The organism is Chryseobacterium sp. c4a (assembly GCF_009900745.1).
In the GTDB taxonomy this organism is placed as follows: domain Bacteria; phylum Bacteroidota; class Bacteroidia; order Flavobacteriales; family Weeksellaceae; genus Chryseobacterium.
In genome coordinates, this window is record NZ_WXVU01000008.1 from 42,911 (window position 1) to 63,266 (window position 20,356).

Annotated in this window: 22 protein-coding genes; 12 read left to right on the forward strand and 10 right to left on the reverse strand. The window is 37.2% G+C overall.

Going from position 1 to position 20,356, the window contains the following annotated elements:
* Nucleotides 1-14: 14 nt before the first annotated feature.
* Genes GTR01_RS12265 through GTR01_RS12275 form a run of 3 tightly spaced genes read right to left on the reverse strand, consistent with a single transcriptional unit; the run spans nucleotide 15 to nucleotide 2,638 of the window.
* On the reverse strand, nucleotides 15-1,409 hold the full coding sequence (locus GTR01_RS12265; RefSeq protein ID WP_160138131.1) for an outer membrane beta-barrel protein: 1,395 nt from the start codon (nucleotides 1,407-1,409) through the stop codon (nucleotides 15-17).
* A complete protein-coding gene (locus tag GTR01_RS12270; RefSeq protein WP_317167599.1) occupies nucleotides 1,402-2,025 on the reverse strand; it encodes an RNA polymerase sigma factor in 624 nt (207 codons plus the stop codon). Before GTR01_RS12270 ends, GTR01_RS12265 begins: the two co-directional genes overlap by 8 nt.
* Before the next feature lie 37 nt (nucleotides 2,026-2,062).
* Nucleotides 2,063-2,638, reverse strand: a complete 576-nt coding sequence (locus tag GTR01_RS12275) for a DUF4840 domain-containing protein (protein WP_160138132.1) — start codon at nucleotides 2,636-2,638, stop codon at nucleotides 2,063-2,065.
* 276 nt (nucleotides 2,639-2,914) lie between these two features.
* On the opposite strand from GTR01_RS12275, the gene GTR01_RS12280 reads away from it, so the two are divergent.
* From GTR01_RS12280 to GTR01_RS12295, 4 genes are all read left to right on the forward strand, one after another.
* Nucleotides 2,915-3,799, forward strand: a complete 885-nt coding sequence (locus GTR01_RS12280; RefSeq protein ID WP_160138133.1) for a helix-turn-helix domain-containing protein — start codon at nucleotides 2,915-2,917, stop codon at nucleotides 3,797-3,799.
* A 182-nt stretch (nucleotides 3,800-3,981) separates the two neighbouring features.
* Nucleotides 3,982-4,584, forward strand: coding sequence for an isochorismatase family protein (locus GTR01_RS12285; RefSeq protein ID WP_160138134.1), 603 nt, complete (start codon nucleotides 3,982-3,984; stop codon nucleotides 4,582-4,584).
* 23 nt (nucleotides 4,585-4,607) lie between these two features.
* Nucleotides 4,608-5,351, forward strand: a complete 744-nt coding sequence (locus GTR01_RS12290) for a pirin family protein (RefSeq protein WP_160138135.1) — start codon at nucleotides 4,608-4,610, stop codon at nucleotides 5,349-5,351.
* Nucleotides 5,352-5,362: 11 nt separating this feature from the next.
* Nucleotides 5,363-5,854 (forward strand): cupin domain-containing protein, encoded by a 492-nt coding sequence (locus tag GTR01_RS12295; RefSeq protein ID WP_160138136.1) that lies wholly within the window; start codon nucleotides 5,363-5,365, stop codon nucleotides 5,852-5,854.
* A gap of 79 nt (nucleotides 5,855-5,933) precedes the next feature.
* On the opposite strand, the gene GTR01_RS12300 is transcribed toward GTR01_RS12295, so the two are convergent.
* The 3 genes from GTR01_RS12300 to GTR01_RS12310 are packed head-to-tail and all read right to left on the reverse strand — an operon-like array spanning nucleotide 5,934 to nucleotide 11,642.
* Complete coding sequence (locus tag GTR01_RS12300; RefSeq protein WP_160138137.1) at nucleotides 5,934-7,349, reverse strand: efflux transporter outer membrane subunit; 1,416 nt, start codon at nucleotides 7,347-7,349, stop codon at nucleotides 5,934-5,936.
* Nucleotides 7,336-10,494 (reverse strand): efflux RND transporter permease subunit, encoded by a 3,159-nt coding sequence (locus GTR01_RS12305; protein ID WP_160138138.1) that lies wholly within the window; start codon nucleotides 10,492-10,494, stop codon nucleotides 7,336-7,338. Before GTR01_RS12305 ends, GTR01_RS12300 begins: the two co-directional genes overlap by 14 nt.
* A gap of 29 nt (nucleotides 10,495-10,523) precedes the next feature.
* Nucleotides 10,524-11,642, reverse strand: coding sequence for an efflux RND transporter periplasmic adaptor subunit (locus GTR01_RS12310; protein ID WP_160138139.1), 1,119 nt, complete (start codon nucleotides 11,640-11,642; stop codon nucleotides 10,524-10,526).
* 304 nt (nucleotides 11,643-11,946) lie between these two features.
* Between GTR01_RS12310 and GTR01_RS12315 the strand changes: the two genes are divergently transcribed.
* Nucleotides 11,947-12,537, forward strand: a complete 591-nt coding sequence (locus GTR01_RS12315; RefSeq protein ID WP_160138140.1) for a porin family protein — start codon at nucleotides 11,947-11,949, stop codon at nucleotides 12,535-12,537.
* A gap of 447 nt (nucleotides 12,538-12,984) precedes the next feature.
* Here GTR01_RS12315 and GTR01_RS12320 read toward each other — a convergent pair whose 3' ends face one another.
* Nucleotides 12,985-13,749: a LytR/AlgR family response regulator transcription factor gene (locus GTR01_RS12320; RefSeq protein WP_160138141.1), complete on the reverse strand. Its 765-nt coding sequence runs from the start codon at nucleotides 13,747-13,749 to the stop codon at nucleotides 12,985-12,987.
* Complete coding sequence (locus GTR01_RS12325) at nucleotides 13,746-14,864, reverse strand: sensor histidine kinase (RefSeq protein ID WP_160138142.1); 1,119 nt, start codon at nucleotides 14,862-14,864, stop codon at nucleotides 13,746-13,748. Before GTR01_RS12325 ends, GTR01_RS12320 begins: the two co-directional genes overlap by 4 nt.
* A gap of 229 nt (nucleotides 14,865-15,093) precedes the next feature.
* On the opposite strand from GTR01_RS12325, the gene GTR01_RS12330 reads away from it, so the two are divergent.
* The 7 genes from GTR01_RS12330 to GTR01_RS24500 all read left to right on the forward strand — a co-directional run bounded on the left by GTR01_RS12330 (nucleotide 15,094) and on the right by GTR01_RS24500 (nucleotide 18,827).
* Entirely contained in the window at nucleotides 15,094-15,918 is an 825-nt protein-coding gene (locus tag GTR01_RS12330) for a universal stress protein (RefSeq protein ID WP_160138143.1), read from the forward strand.
* 226 nt (nucleotides 15,919-16,144) lie between these two features.
* Complete coding sequence (locus GTR01_RS12335; RefSeq protein ID WP_160138144.1) at nucleotides 16,145-16,618, forward strand: hypothetical protein; 474 nt, start codon at nucleotides 16,145-16,147, stop codon at nucleotides 16,616-16,618.
* Nucleotides 16,619-16,726: 108 nt separating this feature from the next.
* A complete protein-coding gene (locus tag GTR01_RS12340; protein ID WP_160138145.1) occupies nucleotides 16,727-17,236 on the forward strand; it encodes a hypothetical protein in 510 nt (169 codons plus the stop codon).
* Nucleotides 17,233-17,580, forward strand: coding sequence for a tRNA-binding protein (locus GTR01_RS12345; RefSeq protein ID WP_160138146.1), 348 nt, complete (start codon nucleotides 17,233-17,235; stop codon nucleotides 17,578-17,580). The genes GTR01_RS12340 and GTR01_RS12345 overlap by 4 nt, the downstream gene beginning before the upstream one ends.
* A gap of 15 nt (nucleotides 17,581-17,595) precedes the next feature.
* Nucleotides 17,596-18,297, forward strand: a complete 702-nt coding sequence (locus GTR01_RS12350; protein ID WP_160138147.1) for a 3'-5' exonuclease — start codon at nucleotides 17,596-17,598, stop codon at nucleotides 18,295-18,297.
* Nucleotides 18,298-18,300: 3 nt separating this feature from the next.
* The gene (locus GTR01_RS12355) at nucleotides 18,301-18,627 is read left to right on the forward strand and encodes an SUF system Fe-S cluster assembly protein (protein WP_047376050.1); all 327 of its coding nucleotides are present in this window, start codon (nucleotides 18,301-18,303) and stop codon (nucleotides 18,625-18,627) included.
* Between the two features lie 56 nt (nucleotides 18,628-18,683).
* On the forward strand, nucleotides 18,684-18,827 hold the full coding sequence (locus GTR01_RS24500) for a hypothetical protein (protein WP_185155124.1): 144 nt from the start codon (nucleotides 18,684-18,686) through the stop codon (nucleotides 18,825-18,827).
* 70 nt (nucleotides 18,828-18,897) lie between these two features.
* Here the strand turns inward: GTR01_RS24500 and GTR01_RS12360 are convergent, their stop codons facing one another.
* Both GTR01_RS12360 and GTR01_RS12365 read right to left on the reverse strand, forming a co-directional pair.
* Complete coding sequence (locus GTR01_RS12360; RefSeq protein WP_160138148.1) at nucleotides 18,898-19,740, reverse strand: sulfurtransferase; 843 nt, start codon at nucleotides 19,738-19,740, stop codon at nucleotides 18,898-18,900.
* 8 nt (nucleotides 19,741-19,748) lie between these two features.
* Complete coding sequence (locus tag GTR01_RS12365; RefSeq protein ID WP_160138149.1) at nucleotides 19,749-20,354, reverse strand: hypothetical protein; 606 nt, start codon at nucleotides 20,352-20,354, stop codon at nucleotides 19,749-19,751.
* Between the last annotated feature and the right edge of the window lie 2 nt (nucleotides 20,355-20,356).

Below are 20,356 nucleotides of genomic sequence, written 5' to 3' on the forward strand. Positions count from 1 at the left end.
TAAAAATCTCAGCATTAATCAATCAACAATCTGATCCCAAACTTCACATTAAAATGCAGGGGCTTTTCTTTATAAATGGTGTTGGGTGAATCTTCATCTTTGAAATGATATCCAATCCCCGGTTCTGCATAAATCCCTACTCTATTAACCACCTTCACTTGAAGCCCAACTGCAGTATTCACCGAAAACGACAGCGGCTTATGTTCCATATTCTCTTTTGATGTTTCCCTCACCTCATCATGCACCACATAACTTGTGGTAACACTTCCTGATATAGGCTTTTCCAACATCGCTCCACCAGTAACATATCCTGTAAACCTTCCTTTCTGAATGACATTATAATTAATCTGAACAGGGATTCCGATATAATGCACCACCTGCTCTCCTTTAATATAATTATCATTACTTCCTGAATGGAGTTCTGAGGCTAGTTTGGTATAATTCACTCCTGTTCCTATTCCCCATTTTTTACCCAGATTATAATACAAAGACAACCCGAATGTTACCGGAATTTTATGTCTGATCCTCGCTTCTACCGGCTTGCTCTGATTGGCCAGCAGTACTTGCGTTAAAGGATCATCTACATATTCAGAAGCACTCCATACTTGTTCAAAGTTCATTGGCTTTCCATTAACGGAGGCATAGCCATGGAACTGTTGTTCCGCTGAATTGGAAGACGCATTTCCTGTAAGCATACTGAGCATCCATTTCTTTTCTGATTTGGACTTTATCTTTGCCTTTGTATTATCTGCATATTTTTCAGGCCATTCATTTCCTGCCTTATTTACCTCTTTATCAACAACTTCATTTTTTATTTTATCATCAGCCAAAGACATTTCCTTTGGTTTATTTTCCTCATAAGCAGATACAGATCCTATGACTTCAGGTACTTTGATTGTAGCCTGATCATTTTCCCGATTTGCTATTATTGTGTTTCTCACCTGCTCGGATGTAGTATATTTTACATTTTTTGCAGAAAGATTTCCCCTGTCAGCATTATTTTGAGCTAAAGAAACATCCGCCTTTGCCTCCTCTTTTGTGCCTATCTTTTTTTCTGGTTCTCCATGTTTCAAAGGCAGATTTTTCTCTATTTCTTTATTAGAATCTATTGAGTTTTGCGAGAATTTCTTCTGATCATCCTCCGGCAATACCTTTATCATCACAAAAATCAAAACTGCTGCCGCTGCAATACCTCCAATACGGTACAGCCAGGACTTACTTTTGGTATCTTCTGCTATCTTTTTTCCTTCATTCTCAGCATCTATTGCAGGAATAAACCCTATTACCTGCTTATTGTCCTCTTCCTGAGAAAATAATTCATCTTTAATGTCATCCCACAATCCTTCCGGAACCTCTTCTTCATGGTTCTCCATTCTGCTTCGCAGGGTATTGAGCCATTCGTTATTCATATTGTGCTTTTTTTGACATTTTAAATTCCTTTATTTTCTGAACCAACAACCCTTTTGCGCGATGAAACTGTGATGCTGAAGAATTTTCTGCAATTCCCAGCAATAAAGCAATGTCCTTATGACTTTTCTTTTCAAATACGTAAAGGTTGAAAACTGTTCTATATCCATCTGGAAGAGAACGGATTAAATCCATAATATCTTCTTTTGGCATTTCTTCAAAATCGGGTTCCTCTTCATTCGCTAGATCCGGAAGATCATCTACTTCAACGGAAGATTTAAAATCTCCTTTCTGCCTGATGTGTTTCAGGGATTCGTTTACTGTAATACGACTCATCCATGCCCTAAGGGAGCCTTCACCTCTGTATTCAAATGATTCTATCGAGCGGAACATTTTGATAAAACTATTTTGAAGTACATCATGCACATCCTCTTTTTCAGTGATGTATCGGGAGCATACATAGGCCAGATTACCTGAATAAGCTCCAAAAAGCTCCTTCCAGGCGGCTTCCTCCTTCTGCAGAAGGCGGTTTACCAAAATCTGTTCTTTACTTTCTCCCATGTCCTGCGCCAGTATACGATATATTCTTTTAAATTGTAGGGCAAAAATAGACTGCATCGTATAAATACAATCTATTTCTATTAATAACCATTAATTAATATTTTACGCAGAACGGAAAATTATAACCAATCGTCTCGTAAGGGGCAAGTACTGTTCCATCTACGGTAATTTTATCTGCTGTAACCACAAATCTTAGCGACCCGTCCATCCCTACATAAAACCCTTTCTGTTTAGCGGCTAATAGCACTTCTGCCTTTTTAGTTCCTCCATCTACTGGAATCAAAACTTCCAGAGGCTTAGGAGCTAAGGACAATTCGATTACATTGCTGGCTGTATTTAGTGAAGCTTTGTATTGAATATTATATTTCACCTTTCCTATCGCCTTCATTGCTGTTTCCGCTTTTACAGGGTCTTTTACTACGGTTTTCACAATTTCTTCTATTGGAAATTCAGAAAACATGATCGTATCCTTTTTTACTTTAAAATTCTTTATTGTTTCTGTCTTACGCTCTCCCTGTATCGTAATCAGTCTTCCTTTATAATTTCCATTCACATCTTCCAGCTTTACCGGTCTTATTTCCGGGCCATCAACACTACATGAATAGAAAGTAAAACCTGCGAATACAAGTAAAATAGCGGTTAAAAATTGAGATACTGTAAATTTTTTCATTGCATTATTTTTTTCATTAAACATTAATTATTTCGAGTACTCATTGATATAAATCTCATTTTCCAGAAATCTTGCATCTATTTTTTAAAAAAACGCAATATTTTTCATAACAAACTGATTTAAAGAATGAAAAAAATTATACACAACACCTATTAATTTAATAAAAAACAAAATTTGTTCGGAAATGTATATTTTCAAATTCTTAAAAAGGATTACTTTATAGCGAAATTTGTATCTTTAATATCATTAGGATCTTTCTTCTAAGAGGTTTAATTTATGGAAAGTATAAAAGAGGTTTCTCTACAGCATTTAACTGATAATTTCAAAGACCTTGCTCTTCAGGAAGGGTATATACATGTCCCGGATTTCAGAATTTCAGAAAGCCTCACCGAGCCTTACCGTTCCAATTATTATTGTATAGGATTTTTAAAAGAGGGAGAACTTGTGATTCACAGCAACCTCATCCGTCATGAGGTAAAAGCACCTGCAATAGTGTTTGCAGACCCGGTTTCCATCAAAAACTGGGAAATGCCGGAACTTCCCTATAAAGCGGAAAGCATTCTGATTTCTGAAGATTTCTTACAGGAAAAGATCATCGAAAGTAATATCCTTAAGGGATTTTCGAATCTGTCTGGAAATGGAACTTTTATTGTTCAGCTTAGAAAGAAAGAAGCCGAGCATATCAAATCTATATTTAAATTGATTAGCTCCTATACTCCGCCTCGATCTATTTTCCATAAAGAAATTGTACATGGTTCTGTATATTCTCTGGTTAATATTACAGCTGATATCCGTACGGAACAGGGAAATATCACTCCATCTACAAATAGCCTTAGTCTTCGATTCAGAAAAGCGGTAACAGAGTATGCGACCCAGGAAAGAGAATTACAGTTCTATGCAGATCTCCTGAATATTCACCCTAAATATCTCAGCCAGGTTATCCGTAAAGAAACCGGACGCACCCCGGGAGAATGGATACAACACCAGATTATACTGGAAGCCAAAATAATGCTTCAAAAGGAAGAAATGAGCATCGGAACCATTGCCGAACATTTAAATTTTCCTGACCAGAGTACATTTGGAAAATATTTTAAAAAATATTCAGAAACGAATCCCTCTGAATACCGTCATTACATTCAGGGAATCCAACAGTATGTTTAAAATAATAATGTAAAGCTATCACCATATTACTATCTGACCAAAACACATTACTTACAGCCCTTTTAGATATATGATTTATCAATTAATTTAGTGTTTTACAATTTATCAAATCAATAACCCTAAAGATAAAATTAACAATGGGGTATGCCACCCAATAATTGTAAACCCTAAATTTATATACAATGAAACATTTTAGAAAAGAAGATACGGTTATGCTACTTATTGACCACCAAACAGGAACTCTGCAATGGTGTGCCAACAGACCAAAAGAAATGATTATCAGCAGAACTATAGCATTGGCAAGAATTGCAAAAGCCCTGAATATTCCTGTAGTCTTAACAAGCAGCCAGGAAGATCGTGCACAAGGAATGCTGATTCCGGAGATCAAAGAAATTTTACCTGATGAATATGCTCAAAGGATAAAGCGTGAAGGAATAACCAACGCTTGGAATGATGAAAACTTCAAAAAAGCAGTTCTGGAAGCTGCCGGAAGTCGAAAAAATGTAATCATGGCCGGACTTACCCACGATGTATGTGTTGTATATCCTTCCCGATCTATGGTAGAAGAAGGGTTTGATGTACAGGTGGTGATAGATGCAGGAGGTTCTCCTACTCAGATCGCAGATGATGTGGCTCAAAACACCTGGGAAAATGCCGGAGTCCGCACTACGACCATTAACCAACTTGTTGCTGATATGATCGACAGCTGGGCAACGGAAGATGGAGAAAAAGCAGTACAGATCATATTTGAAGAGGTAATCTCCAAGATCGGGCAGTTTGTTTAATTTCCTTATTAAAATTAAAAAACATGTTGAAGAAAATAGATAATTCTAAAAAAATGGGCAATGCCCACATCTCCATCCTATATCCCGGATTAGACCTTACAGACGATGATACAGGATATTACAGCATCGGACGTATTGATCAGGCTCATATTCATGGAGGAGCAGTGATCAAAATGCATCCCCATATCAACGATGATATTCTTTCCTACTTCAGAACTGGAAGAGTAAAGCATACAGACTCGGAAGGTTTTACTGAATTCATTACGCCTAACCGTTTGATGCTGATGAAGGCTGGTCAGCTTTTCTATCACGAAGAGGCTATATTGGATGAGCAGGAAGGACTTCAGATCTTCATCCGTCCCGGAGAAAAAGATGCTCAACCGGAAGTTATTTTTCAGGAGTTAGATGAGGTTCATAGCATGAATCAATGGAGGTTAATCGCTTCCCCCGATGCTTCCAAAACGAAGCTTCAATTAAGCAGTAACACCTGGATATATGATATGCAGATTACTCCAGGACAGGATTTTTCACTTCCGGAAGCATTCGGAGAAGACTTTGGAGCTCTTTTGTATGTTTTTCAAGGCAGCCTGAAAGTGAACGATACTATGAGTCTAAGCAAAGGTGAAAGTGTATTTGTGAAAGGAGAATCTATCAGTTTTAATACCCAGGATAATGCAGAGCTTGTTCTGTTTGTTACAGATACCCGTTCTCCTTATTATGATGGTGGTATGTACAGTGGTAATCAAATCGATAAAATAACACATTAAAATGTCATCTTATGGAAAGTAATATCAGTATTGTAAGTCACGACCAAGGAGAAACACTTGGTGTCGCAGGCGGAAATTACCGGATCGTAGTTTCAGGAGAAACAACCAACAATGCCTATGCTGTTATAGAAATGCTGGTACCTCCGGGTGGCGGGCCTCCTCCTCATGCCCATCCTGCTACCCAGGAAATGTTTTATCTTATGGAAGGCGAACTGGAGTTTAAAACAGAAGCGGGAAAAACAACTCTGAAGGAAGGTGGTTTTGTAAATATCCCACTGAATGGCTCTGTTCATTGTTTTAAAAACGTTTCTGACCGCTATGCCCGTATGTTGTGTACCGTGGTACCGGCAGGGCTTGAAGAGGTATTCAGAGAAATAGGAGTTCCAGCAAAACCGGGAGAGTTTTTACCTGTCCCTGAAATGACTCCGGAAAGGGTAGCCTTATTAAAAGAAATCGACAGAAAATTCGGGCAGACTACCTATCCTCACGATTATTTAGATTAGTTTCAATGTTACCCACAATCAATAAAAAATGCAGCCATATCATACAGCTGCATTTTTTCTATCATTTATCCTCTACATTCTATTCTACTCCACCGCCTAATGCACGGTAAAGATCTACCTCAGCATTTAATCTTTCCAGCGTCACGTTGATCGCTTCCAGATCATTCTGAAGTTTATTATTTTGTGCCGTAATCACCTCAAGGTAAGTAGCCATTCCACTCTTATATAGCTTCAAAGCATCTCCAATTCCTTTATCTAAAATGGTTGTTCTCTGATCTAAAAGCTGTAGTCTTTCAGAAGACCCTTGGGATTTTGCCATTGCATCAGAAACTTCTCCAACTGCCGTCATTACCGATTGTTTAAAGTTGATCGCCGCCTTTTCCTGTTCAATCAATGCCGTTTCATAGGCGGTTTTCAACTGTTTTTTCTGAAAAATAGGTGCTGCTAAATTCGCTGCAACAGCTTTCGTAATAGATCCTGGAATATCAAACCATGAGCTGAACTTATTGGAATTTACTCCAATCTGAGGACTCAGACTAATGCTTGGGTACATCGCTGCTTTTGCCAAACCTGTTTTTGAATTCAGGCTGATCACATTAAATTCTGCCATTTTCAGATCCGGTCTTCGGCTCAATAATTGTGCAGGAAGTCCTTCTGAAAGTTTATTTCCAGGAATCATTGCTCTCAGATCTCCTGACCTTTCGATCTTACTTGGATATTCTCCGCAAAGGATACTCAAAGCATTTTCCTGGATAGAGATATTCTGTTTAGCCAAAGGAATCAAAAGTTCAGCGGTTTTCTTCTGTGCTTCTGATTGCTGTACCGCTAGTGAATTGATCTGCCCTGCTTTAAACTGAAGATCCATCATTTTAAGCGTATTGTTGCTTAATTCAATGTTCTGCTCCGCGATTTTCATCTGTTCGTCTAAACTTATCAGACTGTAATAAGCCTGAGCTACCTGAACAATGATTCTGCTTTTTACAGCATTTAGATTTTCCTTTTGGGCAAAGTATTCTGCTGCCGCAGATTCTTTCTGCATCTTCGCTTTTCCCCAGATATCTACTTCCCATGAAAGTCTCAGATTGGCACTAAAATCATCAATATGCGTTGTTCCCGCAAACTGCTCATTCAGTGAACCGTTCAAGGTGTTGGTAGAAGCCCAGCTTCTGTTAGCTCCTGCACTGAAATCCAGTGTCGGAAGAAGAGACAGTTTTGCCTGTTTGTAGATCAGATCCAGCTGTTCTATATTCTTCAGGGCAACATTTACTTCATTATTTCGGGTTAAAGCTTTATCTATTAAACCGATCAGTTTCGGATCTTTAAAGAATGTTTTCCATGGAAGGACTACGGTATCTCCTGTTACCTGTACGGATTCTTTATAGGTTGCCGGCACCTGAAGGTCTGTTCTTGCATAGGGTTTCCCCACGGCGCAGGACACCAGTACCGATGCCATTGCGCCTGAAATAAGGAAATTTTTTATATTAAATATTCTCATTTGTCAATTGATTTTGGATTACAGGATGGTTCTTTTTCGTTGAAAATTTCTCATCCAGATATTGGAAGAACATGTACAAAATAGGAATTACAAATACTCCTAATACAACTCCACTCAACATTCCTATGGCCGCACTCACACTGATAGATTTATTTCCTGAAGCCATTCCTCCTGTAGAGATCATCAATGGGATCATCCCCACAATAAAGGCTAATGATGTCATGATAATCGGACGTAATCTCGCCTTCGCTCCTTCCAATGCCGAATCCAGAATAGAGAGTCCTGATTTTCGTCTCTGGACGGCAAATTCTACAATAAGGATCGCATTTTTCGCCAATAATCCAATAAGCATGATCAATCCTACCTGTACATAGATATTGTTATCTAATCCAATGGCCTTGATTCCTAAGAATGCTCCTACAATTCCCGTTGGAATGGAAAGCATTACCGCTAACGGAAGAATGTAACTCTCATATTGTGCTGCAAGAAGCAGGTATACGAATAGTAAACATAGGCCTAAGATCATCACAGTTTGGTTTCCTGCTGATTTTTCTTCCAAACTTAATCCCGTCCATTCATAGCTGTAATCAGAAGGAAGTTTATTCAGTGTTGGTTCAATTTTATCCATCAGGGCTCCATTACTGATTCCCGGTTTTGGCACTACATTAATATTCAATGAATTATAAAGGTTATATCGTTGAACAGATTCCGGGCCATATACTTTTTTCAAAGTGATCAAAGTATTGGCAGGTACCATTTCTCCTTTATCATTCTTCACGAAAATATCATTGAAGGCCTGCTCATCCATTCTGAAAACTCCATCTGCTTTAATATTTACTCTGTAGAACTTCCCGAATCTTGAGAAATTTTGAGACTGATCTCCAGAGAAATACGTCTGTACTGTTCCTAATAAATTGGCAATACTTACTCCCAGCTGTTTTGCTTTATCTTCATTGACTTCAAGTTCCAGCTGAGGGTAATCTGCTCGGAACATGGTGTAAGCATAAGCTACTTCCGGCACCTGCATCAATTGTCCTATCACATCATCTGCCTTCGCTTTCAGAACCTGAGGGTCTCTACCCATACGATCCTGAAGAACGATTTCTGCATCATTCGTTACTCCATATCCTTCTACCGGAGGCATTCTGAAGCTCATTACACTTCCTTCTTTGATCACAGAAAGCTTTCCATTCACAATGTTCATGATCTCATCAATATCCTGAATGGCTCCTCTTTCTTTCTTAGGCTTTAACTTCACAAATCCCATTGCATAAGCTGGCCCGGCACTGTTACTTAAAAGGTTAAATCCTGTAATGGATGTATTCTCCTGAACAGCATCTACTGTTTTTAAAATAGCATTTATTTTATTGGAAACCTCTGTTGTTTTTGTCAATCCGGTTCCTGGCGGCATGCTCAATGAATAGATAAAGAATCCGTCATCTTCCATTGGAACGAAACTTTTAGTTGTGCTTGTCATCAACCATGCTGAAAGTCCGATAATTCCTGCAACCAATCCTGCTGCAATCCATTTTTTCCCGATTAAAAATCTTACTCCTTTTGCATAACGTTCTGTCATATTATTGAAACCCGCGTTAAAAGCAACGGCAAATCTCTGTCCGAATCCTTTAGCCTTTCCGCCTTCTTCTGCATGGTGATTTTTCAAGAATACCGCACATAAAGCTGGTGTTAGAGTAAGGGCATTCACTGCAGAAATAATAATGGCAATGGCTAATGTATAAGCAAACTGCTTATAGAATAATCCTGCAGAACCTGACATGAAACCAATTGGAATAAACACGGCAGACATTACCAATGTAATAGAGATTACCGCACCTGTAATTTCATTCATTGCTTTGTGCGTAGCATCTCTTCCTGAAAGATTTGTTCCTTCCATATTACTGTGCACCGCTTCTACTACCACAATGGCATCATCGACGACAATTCCGATTGCCAGAACGAGGGCAAATAGCGTCAATACGTTAATTGTAAACCCTAATACCAAAAGGAAGAAGAATGTACCTATAATCGCTACCGGAACTGCAATTGCAGGAATAATGGTAGATCTGAAATCCTGTAAAAAGACAAATACTACAATAAATACAAGGATAAATGCTTCTATCAACGTAGATTTTACCTGTCCTGTTGCTTCATCCAATCTTTCCTTGGTACTCATTACCTTGGTATATTTGATACCTGGTGGAAAGGATTTCGACAGCTGGTCAATGGCTTTATTTACTCCTATTTCAATTTCATTCGCATTGGATCCTGTGGTCTGCATAATGGCCACTGTAACCGCATTTTTCCCATTGGAAAGGTTATCTCCGGTATTATTGATGGATCCAAATTCTATTCTGGCTACATCTTTAAGCCTGATTACATTGGTTCCGTCATTTTTAACCACCATTTCTTCATATTGCTCCGGCTTATTCTTTTTACCTTTGTATCGGATTACATATTCCAAGGCTGCATCTGACTCTTCTCCCAATTTACCCGGTGCAGATTCTAAACTGTGATCTGCAATGGCTCTGGAAACATCAGAAGGTTCCAGTCCATAGGAAGCCATTTTCTGTGGATTAAGCCATATTCTCATGGAATAATCCTTAATTCCGAAAATCTGCGCCTGTCCTACTCCTTTTACCCTTTTAATCTGTGGGATAAGGTTGATATTGGCAAAGTTTTGAAGAAAGGTTTCATCATATTGCTTATTGTCTTCAGTATAAATATTGAAAATCAACACCATACTGTTCTGTTGCTTTGAGGTCGTTAATCCCATTCTTACTACTTCCTGAGGCAATATCGGAGTAGCCTGTTGTACTCTGTTTTGCACATTTACAGCAGCCTGATCGGCATTTACTCCCTGCTTAAATATTACTGAGATGGTAAATGTACCGTCATTACTTGCCGTGGATTTCATGTAGCTCATGTCTTCCACCCCGTTAATCTGCTCTTCCAGAGGTGTTACCACGGAACGGATCACTGTTTCACTGTTTCCCCCAGGATAAGAACCTGAAACCGTAATGGTAGGCGGAGAAATGTCCGGAAATCTGGTCACTGCCAATTGGTTTAATCCAATGATCCCCAAAATGACAATGATAAGGGATATTACCGTCGCTAATACCGGACGGTCTATTATCTTTTTTAACATTTTCGAATTTTCTAAGAATGATTATAAAATTATTTCGAAGGAGTTACTTTAGCCACTACCTGTGCTCCGTCTGTAAGAGCGTCCAGCCTATTGATGGCAATCTTGTCTCCTGCATTCACTCCTGTCTTCACAAAGTAATCCTGAGAAGTACTTCCCGATACTTCAATCTGAGTCATTTTTACTTTATCTTTTCCTTCCAGTTTATAGACGAAGAATTTATCCTGAATATCTTTTACAGAGGTTTTCGGAAGCTTTACCACACCCTCTAATGCATTGTGGATCATCACTCTTCCCGTTCCTCCTGATCTTAATAATTTATCCGGGTTCTGGAAAACCGCTTTCATCTGAATACTTCCTGTATTTTTGTCAAAATTTCCACTGGCATTTTCCAGTCTTCCTTTAAATCCATAAGTAGAACCATCTGCTAAAATAAGTTCCACATTCTCCGGATTTCCTCCTGAAGCTGCGGCTCTGCTATGAGCAATAAAGTCTGCTTCGTTCATTGAGAAATAAACATTTACAGTGCTGATATTGGAAAGTGTTGTTAATGGTGACGCATCAGCCGGGCTGATAAGATTCCCTACTCTGTTTGGAATTCTTCCTATGTATCCGCTTACCGGTGCTTTGATATAAGTAAAATTAGCATTGATTTTTGAAGACCCTAAAGAAGACTGTGCCTGAGCCACTTGAGCTGATGCAGCCTTTAAATTCGCCTGAGCCGTTTTCAGCTGCATATCGGAAACTACCTTTCCTTCTACAAGAGGTCTTAGTTTTTCAACTTCCAATTTTGCCGTTTCCTGAGCTGCCAAAGCAGATTTCAAAGCCGCCTGATTTGTATTTACCTGCTCGTTGTACACGGATGGGTTGATTCTAAACAATGTCTGCCCTTTGCTCACATATTGGCCTTCTTTGATGTATACAGCTTCCAGATATCCAGTAACCTGAGCTTTTATTTCTACATTATCCTGCCCTTCTATGCTTCCAGGGTATCCTGTTGAAACATCTTCATTTCCAGATTTTACCTGAACGAAGTCTGTAGGAAGTGCTACCGCCTGCTGGCTGTTTTCCTGGGCATTTCCTGAACCGCAGGAGTACAATATTGCTGTAGCTGCAAGTGAAAGCGCCAGATATCCTTTTCTATAATTCATAACATTTGTTTTAAATTTTACAACAGCAAAATAAGTTCATATAATAAGGATATTTACCTAAAAATATGGTGAAACGTAGTTAATCGCAGATGAAACGTATGATACCAAAAATGAAAAGAAAAGCGGCTATTTTCACCATTCAGATCGATAAAAAAAGGCTTTTTCGCTTTAGTATTTCAAAAATACGGTTGAAGTTTAATTTTATACACTTCACTTTTAAAACTCCCGGCTCGGGCTATTTCCCAATTTAATTTTGCTGTATTAAAACATCAAAAAATAAGTCAATAATTTAAATTTTTATCAAATGAAAAAGTTTTTAGCAATCACAGCGATCGTATTAGGATTAGGAGTACAAGCTCAAACAACAGAACCGAAAAAGGAATCAGGAATAGAATTGATCCCAAAAGCGGGAATCAACATTGCCAATCAATCTATAAAAAATGTGAATGGTGAAAAATCAAAGACCTCCTTTCAAGCAGGTTTAGGCGTTAATATCCAGACAGGTATAAAGAATTTTTCTATACAGCCTGAAGTGAACTTCATCAGCAAAGGAACAAAATTTAAAGGCAGTTTTGGAAGTGAGACCTACAACTTTAATTATATAGAAGTTCCGGTATTAGCAAAATACAGCTTCGGGCCGGTATATGTAAACACAGGCCCTTCTATCGGATTCCTTATGGGGAAAAATGATAAGGTAAAGGCTGCTTATGGCAAAACAAGATCAATAGATTTTGGATTACAGATGGGAGCTGGTGTAGCCATTCCTGCCGGCCCTGGAAAAGTAATTGTAGATGGTAGATATAATTTAGGATTAAATAATATCTCTGATGAGAAGGGTGTAGATGTGAAAAACAGAGGTTTTGCCATCTCTTTAGGATATGCTATCCCTTTATAAGCTTTAACTCATAGCTTTTTCTTTATATATGATCCCTTTACTAGCAATTGGTGAAGGGATTTTGGTATTATAGGGCTGGAAGCTGATTGAGGGAAGCTGAAAAGTTACTATTCAGCAAAGAACAGATGAAGTGCAGAAATTGAAGGTTTTTGCTGAATAAAACAGATTATTTTTAATCGCAAAGAAAAATAATTCGAATATTTTACTTTAGGGAGCTAAGAAGGGGGACTTTATTGCTGAAGAAGTTGAATATGCATTCGCTTAGAAAGAATCAATGAAATTGATCCCATAAATACAAATCATATTACCCGTTAGCTTTTATATAAACAAAGAACTTCTCATAGATATAGAAAAGTTTAAAGCCCTTTTACGGGCTCTAATTAAAAATGATTTTCATTTATATTCGGGCTTCAATGGCCTCCTTCTTTCAGCCTCCAACTTCCTTACCTAATAATCCATCCAAGATTTGAAAACAGATGCTTTTTCACGGCTTACAATTACTTCCATTTCAGGTTGTTTTCTAAGTTCCAGTTTAAGTTTTCCATTAAAATGATTGAAGATCTGCTTTACGGAATCGATGTGAATGATGAACTGTCTGTTGGCACGGAAAAAGAATTTCGGATCCAGTTGCTTTTCAAGCTCTTCCAGAGTCTGAGGAATATTTTCTACAACACCAGTGTTTAGCATTGCTTTACTAATTCCGAGTTCTGTATAAAAATATAATATGTCTTCTGCCAATACGGTTTTATACCCATCACGATGAACGATAAGGAAACGTTTTCTATAATCTTTAGGTTGGATATAATTAAGAAGCCCTTCAATGGCTGATCCTACAACAGGAACAGCTTCCATAAAGGTTTCATAACGCTTCAAAGCGGCATCCAGCTCATCTTCATCTATAGGTTTTAAAAGGTAATCTATACTATTATATTTAAAGGCCTGTACAGCATATTCATCATAAGCAGTGGTAAAAATTACAGCACTTTTAATTTCATGTTTATTAAAAATTTCAAAGCTTAAACCGTCTGCCAGGCGAACATCCATCATGATAATATCCGGAACGACATTGTTTTCCAACCAGTTGACGGTAGAGGTAATTGAATCTTCTACTGATAGAATTTCGATATGGGGTCTAAGTTTTTGCAACAATCTTTTTAATCGGTCTGCATTAGGTCTTTCATCCTCAACTATTAAAATTTTATTTATCTTCATATCAATGGGAGTTTTACAATAAACTTATCTTCAGTTTTTTCTATAATCGGTTTTGTGTATCCAAGGATTTCATATCTTGCAATAATATTCGTAAGCCCTACTCCAGAGGAATCCGGCTTATTTATCAGTGGTAAAAAGGTATTAGAAACCACCAGTTCGCCTTCAGGGTTTGTATAAACATGAATCTCCAACGGGTTTGCTTTTGAGGTCTGATTGTGTTTAATAGCATTTTCAACCAATAACTGCAGAGATAATGGCAGCGTGTACATCGATCTGTATTCTTCCTGAATATCAATTTTAAATATAACACCTTCACCGATTCTTTTTTCAATCAGGAAAATATAAGAGTCTAGAAATTTCAGCTCTTCCTCTACTGCAATGATATCTTTCTTGGAGTTCACCAGTAAATACCGGTATACCCTTGCAAACTTTTCTGAATATTCATATCCTAGCTGTTGATCTGAAAGAATAAGTTCTGAAAGGACACTCAGATTATTAAAGATAAAATGCGGATCTATTTGCAGTTTAAGTGCTTGAAGTTCAGCAGCCATAGCAGCCTGTTTATGCTTAGAGGCTCTCAGTTTATGCTGAGCCGCTTCTACGGCTGTTCTCTTCCAGTTTTGAAGTAAATAATCTACCGTATTAAAACCACTTATGATAAGTGATATCACAATATTGGTGGCTACCCATTGTCCCAGTAAAGTATATTCTTTCCGGGAATCCATTTCCGGCAAATTGTCTGAAGTGCAGTCTACAATGGTATTTATAATCATAACAATCAGAACGCTTCCTACAATCTGAAGAAACCCCTGGATGAGAAGCCTTTTAACAGTTCTGTCTTTCCAAGGAAGCAGCTTATTAAGAATAGAATCAATAAATATACTGACCTCTGAAATGATGATTGAAAAAAAAATCACCCACAAGGCATCTTCAATGAACATTCTCAATGGAGACTCCCAATAGCTCTGCCAAACCGGATCAAAGGGATCAATGAGATAGGAAAATCCACCGAAAGCAATGACTGCTACGGCCCAGATCACCAATCTCCTCTTCATCGTGGAAAGGATCTTTTTGCTTCGTACTAAATTTTTTCTGATGGTAGAAACCCTATTCATATCGGGACTTTATGAATGTAAATATAGAAATAGATTTTAGAAGCTCATCTTCTATTTTCAACGAGACCGCCAAAACCAACCCTGAAACGTAAAATCGGGACGTTCAAATGAAGACTAACGTTTCATCACCTGAAAAATACATTTCATCATCATTTTATGCAACATCACAATATTTTTAACAAAAGACTACCTCCTCCTATCCTAGTTTTGCAGTATCAAAATCGGTACAATGAAAACAATAATTGTCTGCACAGATTTTTCTCGAGAAGCTGAAAATGCACTTCATTATGCAGCATCTATGGCTAAGGAAAACCAGTATCATATCGTTCTGTTTAATCTGCAAAGCATTTCCATTCATGCCTTGAATGCACAGGCCTCTGCTGATTTTTTCTATGAACAGACGCTTAAAAATCAAAAAAAACTTGGAGAGAAAGCAGCCGCAATCAGTACCCTGTATACTGTAAAAACTGGATATCATCTGGCATCAGGCAATTTTATTGAAGAGCTCAACACCTGCATACAAGCTATAAATTGCGATTTTATTGTTATGGGTATGGCTGAAAAAACGCTTGAACAAAGGTTATTGGGAAATACTGTCACCAAAGCAATTCACAGAATCAAAAAACCTATATTAATTGTTCCTGAGCATATAGAATACACGGGTATCCGAAAGATGCTATTTGCCTATGATACTCATAAATCAATAACCTGGTCGGCAATGAATGATATTTATTATTTCATTAATGAGTTTAATTCTGAGGTTGAGGTTTTCAATGTAAGTGAGAGGCTTGAAGATTTCGAGGAAGTTATTCACGATATAGATCTGAATTCCGGTTATGATCTTGATGATATTAAATACAGCTTCAAGATGATCCAATCTATTGAAATTATAAAAGCGATTGAAGAGGAAGTTAAATTGACCAGCGCAGACCTGCTGACCATGGTTCCTTACCGATATAATCTTGTAGAATCTCTCTTCCACCGAAGTAAAACAGCCATCATGGCGTATAAGAATAAAGTTCCATTACTATCAATCCCATTGAACATAGATTAAGACTCAATCAATAAAAATCACATTTGAATTATCCTTTTTTGCCTTTTTTAAGGGTTAAATTTTACACTTAATCTTGTTTAACATGACCGGAGAAAAACTCCGGTCATGTTTTTTATGACTATTATCTATTCATGATCATCAAATCGATTAATAAAATTCCGCTTACAATTTAATCCTTCATTTCAAGATAAATTGTATTTTTATAAAAGCACCAAAATATGTTATTATGAAATCTATTCTTTTTCATTACCGATGGTATATGATCTGTTTATTATTCTTTGGATCGAACCAATCATTTGCTCAAATAATCAATAAGGGAGAAAGCCCGGTTCAATGTTCCCAAAAGCTTAAATTGATATCAGACAGAATGATTTTTACAAAAAATCGTCAGGAAAAACCTATCGAAGCAGAAATCATTCTTGATCCAGCAAACTCAACCATAACAACAATATTAAAGGATCCGGATCAGAAACAACAATCCGAACAGACTTATCAGATTAAAAATATGAATTGCACCATAAATGATAATTTTACCTCCGGAAGAATCATTTATACTGTAACAAGTAATAATCCGGATGGCTCATTATCTACAGGCGAGTTTCTTTTGGAAGCTTCAAGACGAGGAGCTTTTTTCTCTAATACGATTGATCCACCTGAGAATAAAGCTGTTATTCCGATTGTGAGATTTGAAAGGTTGTAAATAAAAAACCACTTTGGATCTGAGGTTACTTTTTATTTTTAAGTCTTAATACATAAATCCTACTGCATTCTCAATATTTTAATACATTTGTTATAAAACATACTTCAAATGAATTTCGAGCAGGTTAATCTACACCTTGAAGCTTACAAGGAACATAATCAGATTCTGGATGCAGCAAAATATCTGATTCATTCTTTTGATCTGGAACATGAAAACTTTGCAGGCTTTGGATTCAGAGAAGAGCTTTCTCCTACTTCAATGCTTCTTACAGCAGAAGGAGAACTGGGTGGCCCTCAAACGGTGATGATTCCTAGAAATTTATTTGATTTCGATCTGAATCTTGTGCTTAATATGGTGGCTCACGAAATGCTCCATGTAAGGCAAAAAGCTCCGGGACAGGTAATTGAAGACAAAAATGAAAGAGAGTTTCAGGCGTATTATGAAATGCTTTTTCATAAGGTTTTCCCACAAGTTCCTGAAGTTTCGGACTTTCATAAGAAATTCTTTGGCGGAAAAGCCTTGGAATATTATAAAAGAATGGGGGAAGGTTCAGAATTACAACAAAAATATGCAGAACAGAAAATAGAAGTAGAACATTTAATTAATACATTACCATGAACGTAAAACCAGACATAACTTGGGCAGATTTTGAAAAAATAGACATCAGATGCGGAACGATTATCTCCGTAAATGATTTTGAAAAAGCCAGAAACCCCTCCTATCAATTGGAAATAGACTTTGGCGACTTAGGAATCCGAAAATCATCTGCACAAATTACTTCACTATATCAAAAAGAAGAGCTGGTAGGAAAACAGATTTTAGCAGTAGTCAACTTTCCTAAAAAGCAGATTGCCAATTTCTTCAGCGAATGTTTAGTCTTGGGATTATATGGTGAAGACAAAAAAGATGTCACTCTTTTAGCACCTTCATTACCCACCAAAAACGGAATGCAGGTAGGATAGCAAATAAAAAACACAATGATACAGAACATACCATTAGAAAAGGTCTTATTCCTTGATATTGAAACTGTTCCACAGGCTGAATCCTGGGACGATTTATCTGAAACCGACCAGCACCTTTGGGATAAGAAAACAAAATTCCAGAGAAAAGACGACATCTCTGCTGCAGAATTTTATGACAGAGCCGGAATCATGGCAGAGTTCGGAAAGATCATCTGCATCACGATCGGAATGGTGGAGAAGAATGAAACCTTGAAAATTAAAAGCTTCTCCGGACATGATGAAAAAAAGATGCTTCAGGAATTTGGAGAGATTTTCAACAGTCCAAGACTTTATAATGTGATTCTCTGTGCCCATAACGGAAAAGAATTTGATTTTCCATGGATTGCACGAAGATACCTCATCAATGGGATGCAGCCTCCCGCTCCATTCCAGATGTTTGGAAAAAAACCTTGGGAAATTCCTCACATAGACACTATGGAACTGTGGAAATTTGGGGATTATAAAAGTTTTGTATCCCTGGAATTATTGGCTCATGTCTTTGGTATTCCCACTCCGAAGGATGATATTGACGGCTCAATGGTTTCATCAATTTACTACATAGAAAAAGACTTGCAGCGAATTGTTGACTATTGTGAAAAAGATGTCTTAACTTTGGCAAATATTTTCCGACGTATGCGTCAGGAAGATTTGTTGAAAAGGAATATCAATTTAGATTAAAAAATGAAATTTACAGACGATCAAATTGCAGACATTGGTGAAGAAATCATCGGCGTGCTAAAAACCGTATATGATCCCGAAATTCCGGTAGACATTTACGAATTAGGGCTTATTTATGATGTACAGATCTCCGATGATGCTGACGTAAAAATTATAATGACTCTTACCACTCCAAACTGTCCGGTAGCAGAAACTCTTCCTCAGGAAGTAAAAGATAAAGTAGCCGAAGTAGAACACGTAAAAAGTGTTGACTTAGAGCTTACTTTTGAGCCAAGCTGGAATAAGGATATGATGAGTGAAGAAGCGAAATTTGAACTGGGAATGCTATAAATCGCTGGCATTTTCTGAGTAGATAAAATTACTATTACCATCATAACTCAGTAACCATGGTAAAAAAGATAGGAGCCATTGTTCCTGCTTTATTGGGAGTGTATATTCTTTATTTAGGATCTAAAATGCAGGCTCAACCTCCTTTTATAACAGGAATAGGGTTTATCATTATCGCTTTGCTGCAACTGAGTAAGAAGTAATATAGAATTAAAATATAAAAGGTTGTCATTCATGACATCCTTTTTTGTATTGTTAAACCTCAAATTCAGGCTATTCTTGTACTTCTTTTGCAATTTCTTTTCCTTCTCTTCTGCTCCACTCACTCCAAGATCCTACATAAAGATTCGGGATCTTAAAACCTGCATGAACTAATGCTAAAATCGTATGACACGCCGTAACTCCTGAACCACAGTGAATAATCAGATTGTCAGGTGTATTTTCTAATAATTGGCTATATTTTTCTTTCAGAACTTCAGGGCTTAGGAATAATCCATTTTCATCCAGATTTTCAGAAAAAGGAATATTAATGGCTCCCGGAATATGCCCTGCAACCAAATCAATAGGCTCAGATTCTCCTCTGTATCTGTAGGAATCCCTTACGTCAACGACTGTAGAAGAATTACTTTTCAATTCATTCTCAACATCTTCTAGGGTTGAAAGAGGCAGAGACCATTTTTCTTTTTTAATCAGTTCGGTCTTATCAAATGACTCTTCTCCAGATGAAAATTCTATAATATTCTTTTCTGCAGCCTGTATTCCCCCATCCAAAAGCTGTACGTTTTCAATTCCAAAGGATTTTAACATCCACCAAGCTCTTGCAGCCGCATTTGAACCGTTTTTATCATCATATACCACGATATGAGAATCTTCAGCAATCCCAAGATGAGCAAGGGTTTCTGCAAATTTCTCCAGGGTTGGAAGCGGATGTCTTCCTCCGAAAGCAGCATCATCTCCTATTTCAGCCAAATCTTTATCCAGATCAATGAATCTTGCTCCTTTGATATGTTTTTCAAGATAATTTTGCTTTACATCTTTACCCGTTCTTGCGTCAAGAATGATGAGGTTATGGGTTGAAAGGTTTTTTAATTCTGAAGGTGAGATTATTGGAGACATTTTGTTGATTAGTTTTTAAAGTTCATCTTTACTGGCATACTATATTTATCAAGCTTGGAAAAACCATTTATACATCTAGGTAATATTTTTTCAATTCTATAAAGTGTTAATTCAATCTGTTTGTTAAAATCATTGTTTTCTCCAGTTGTATTAACGTTTCTAATATATCCATCAGCTGTTGTGTAAAAAGTAGCAACACTTTCTAATGAACCACCCCCTCCTTCTAAATTTTCATCTGAAACTTTTGAAACAGTAGGTTTATATTTGGTTTTGACTAGAAGATCAGGCATTTTAAAGTTGCCCTCCATTTCACATTTTAAATATTTTCTGGGCAGTTTAAAGATATCTGATCCTAATTCTTCTCCTTTTATTTTTTCAAGTTGAGCATATTCTTCAATTTTCCTTCTTTCAATAATTTTAGCCTCTTCTCTTGCCATAATTTCATTACGCTCCTTCTTTGTCATATGGGACAATGAGTCTTTAGCTTTCTTCTGATACGAAATCAAGATCGAATCATATTTTTTTTCTAATAATTTCAGCTGTTTTACTTCATTTAATTGAGCATTTATTATACCCCCCAAAAAAAGAATAAGCAAAAAGAGTAGCTTTTTCATAT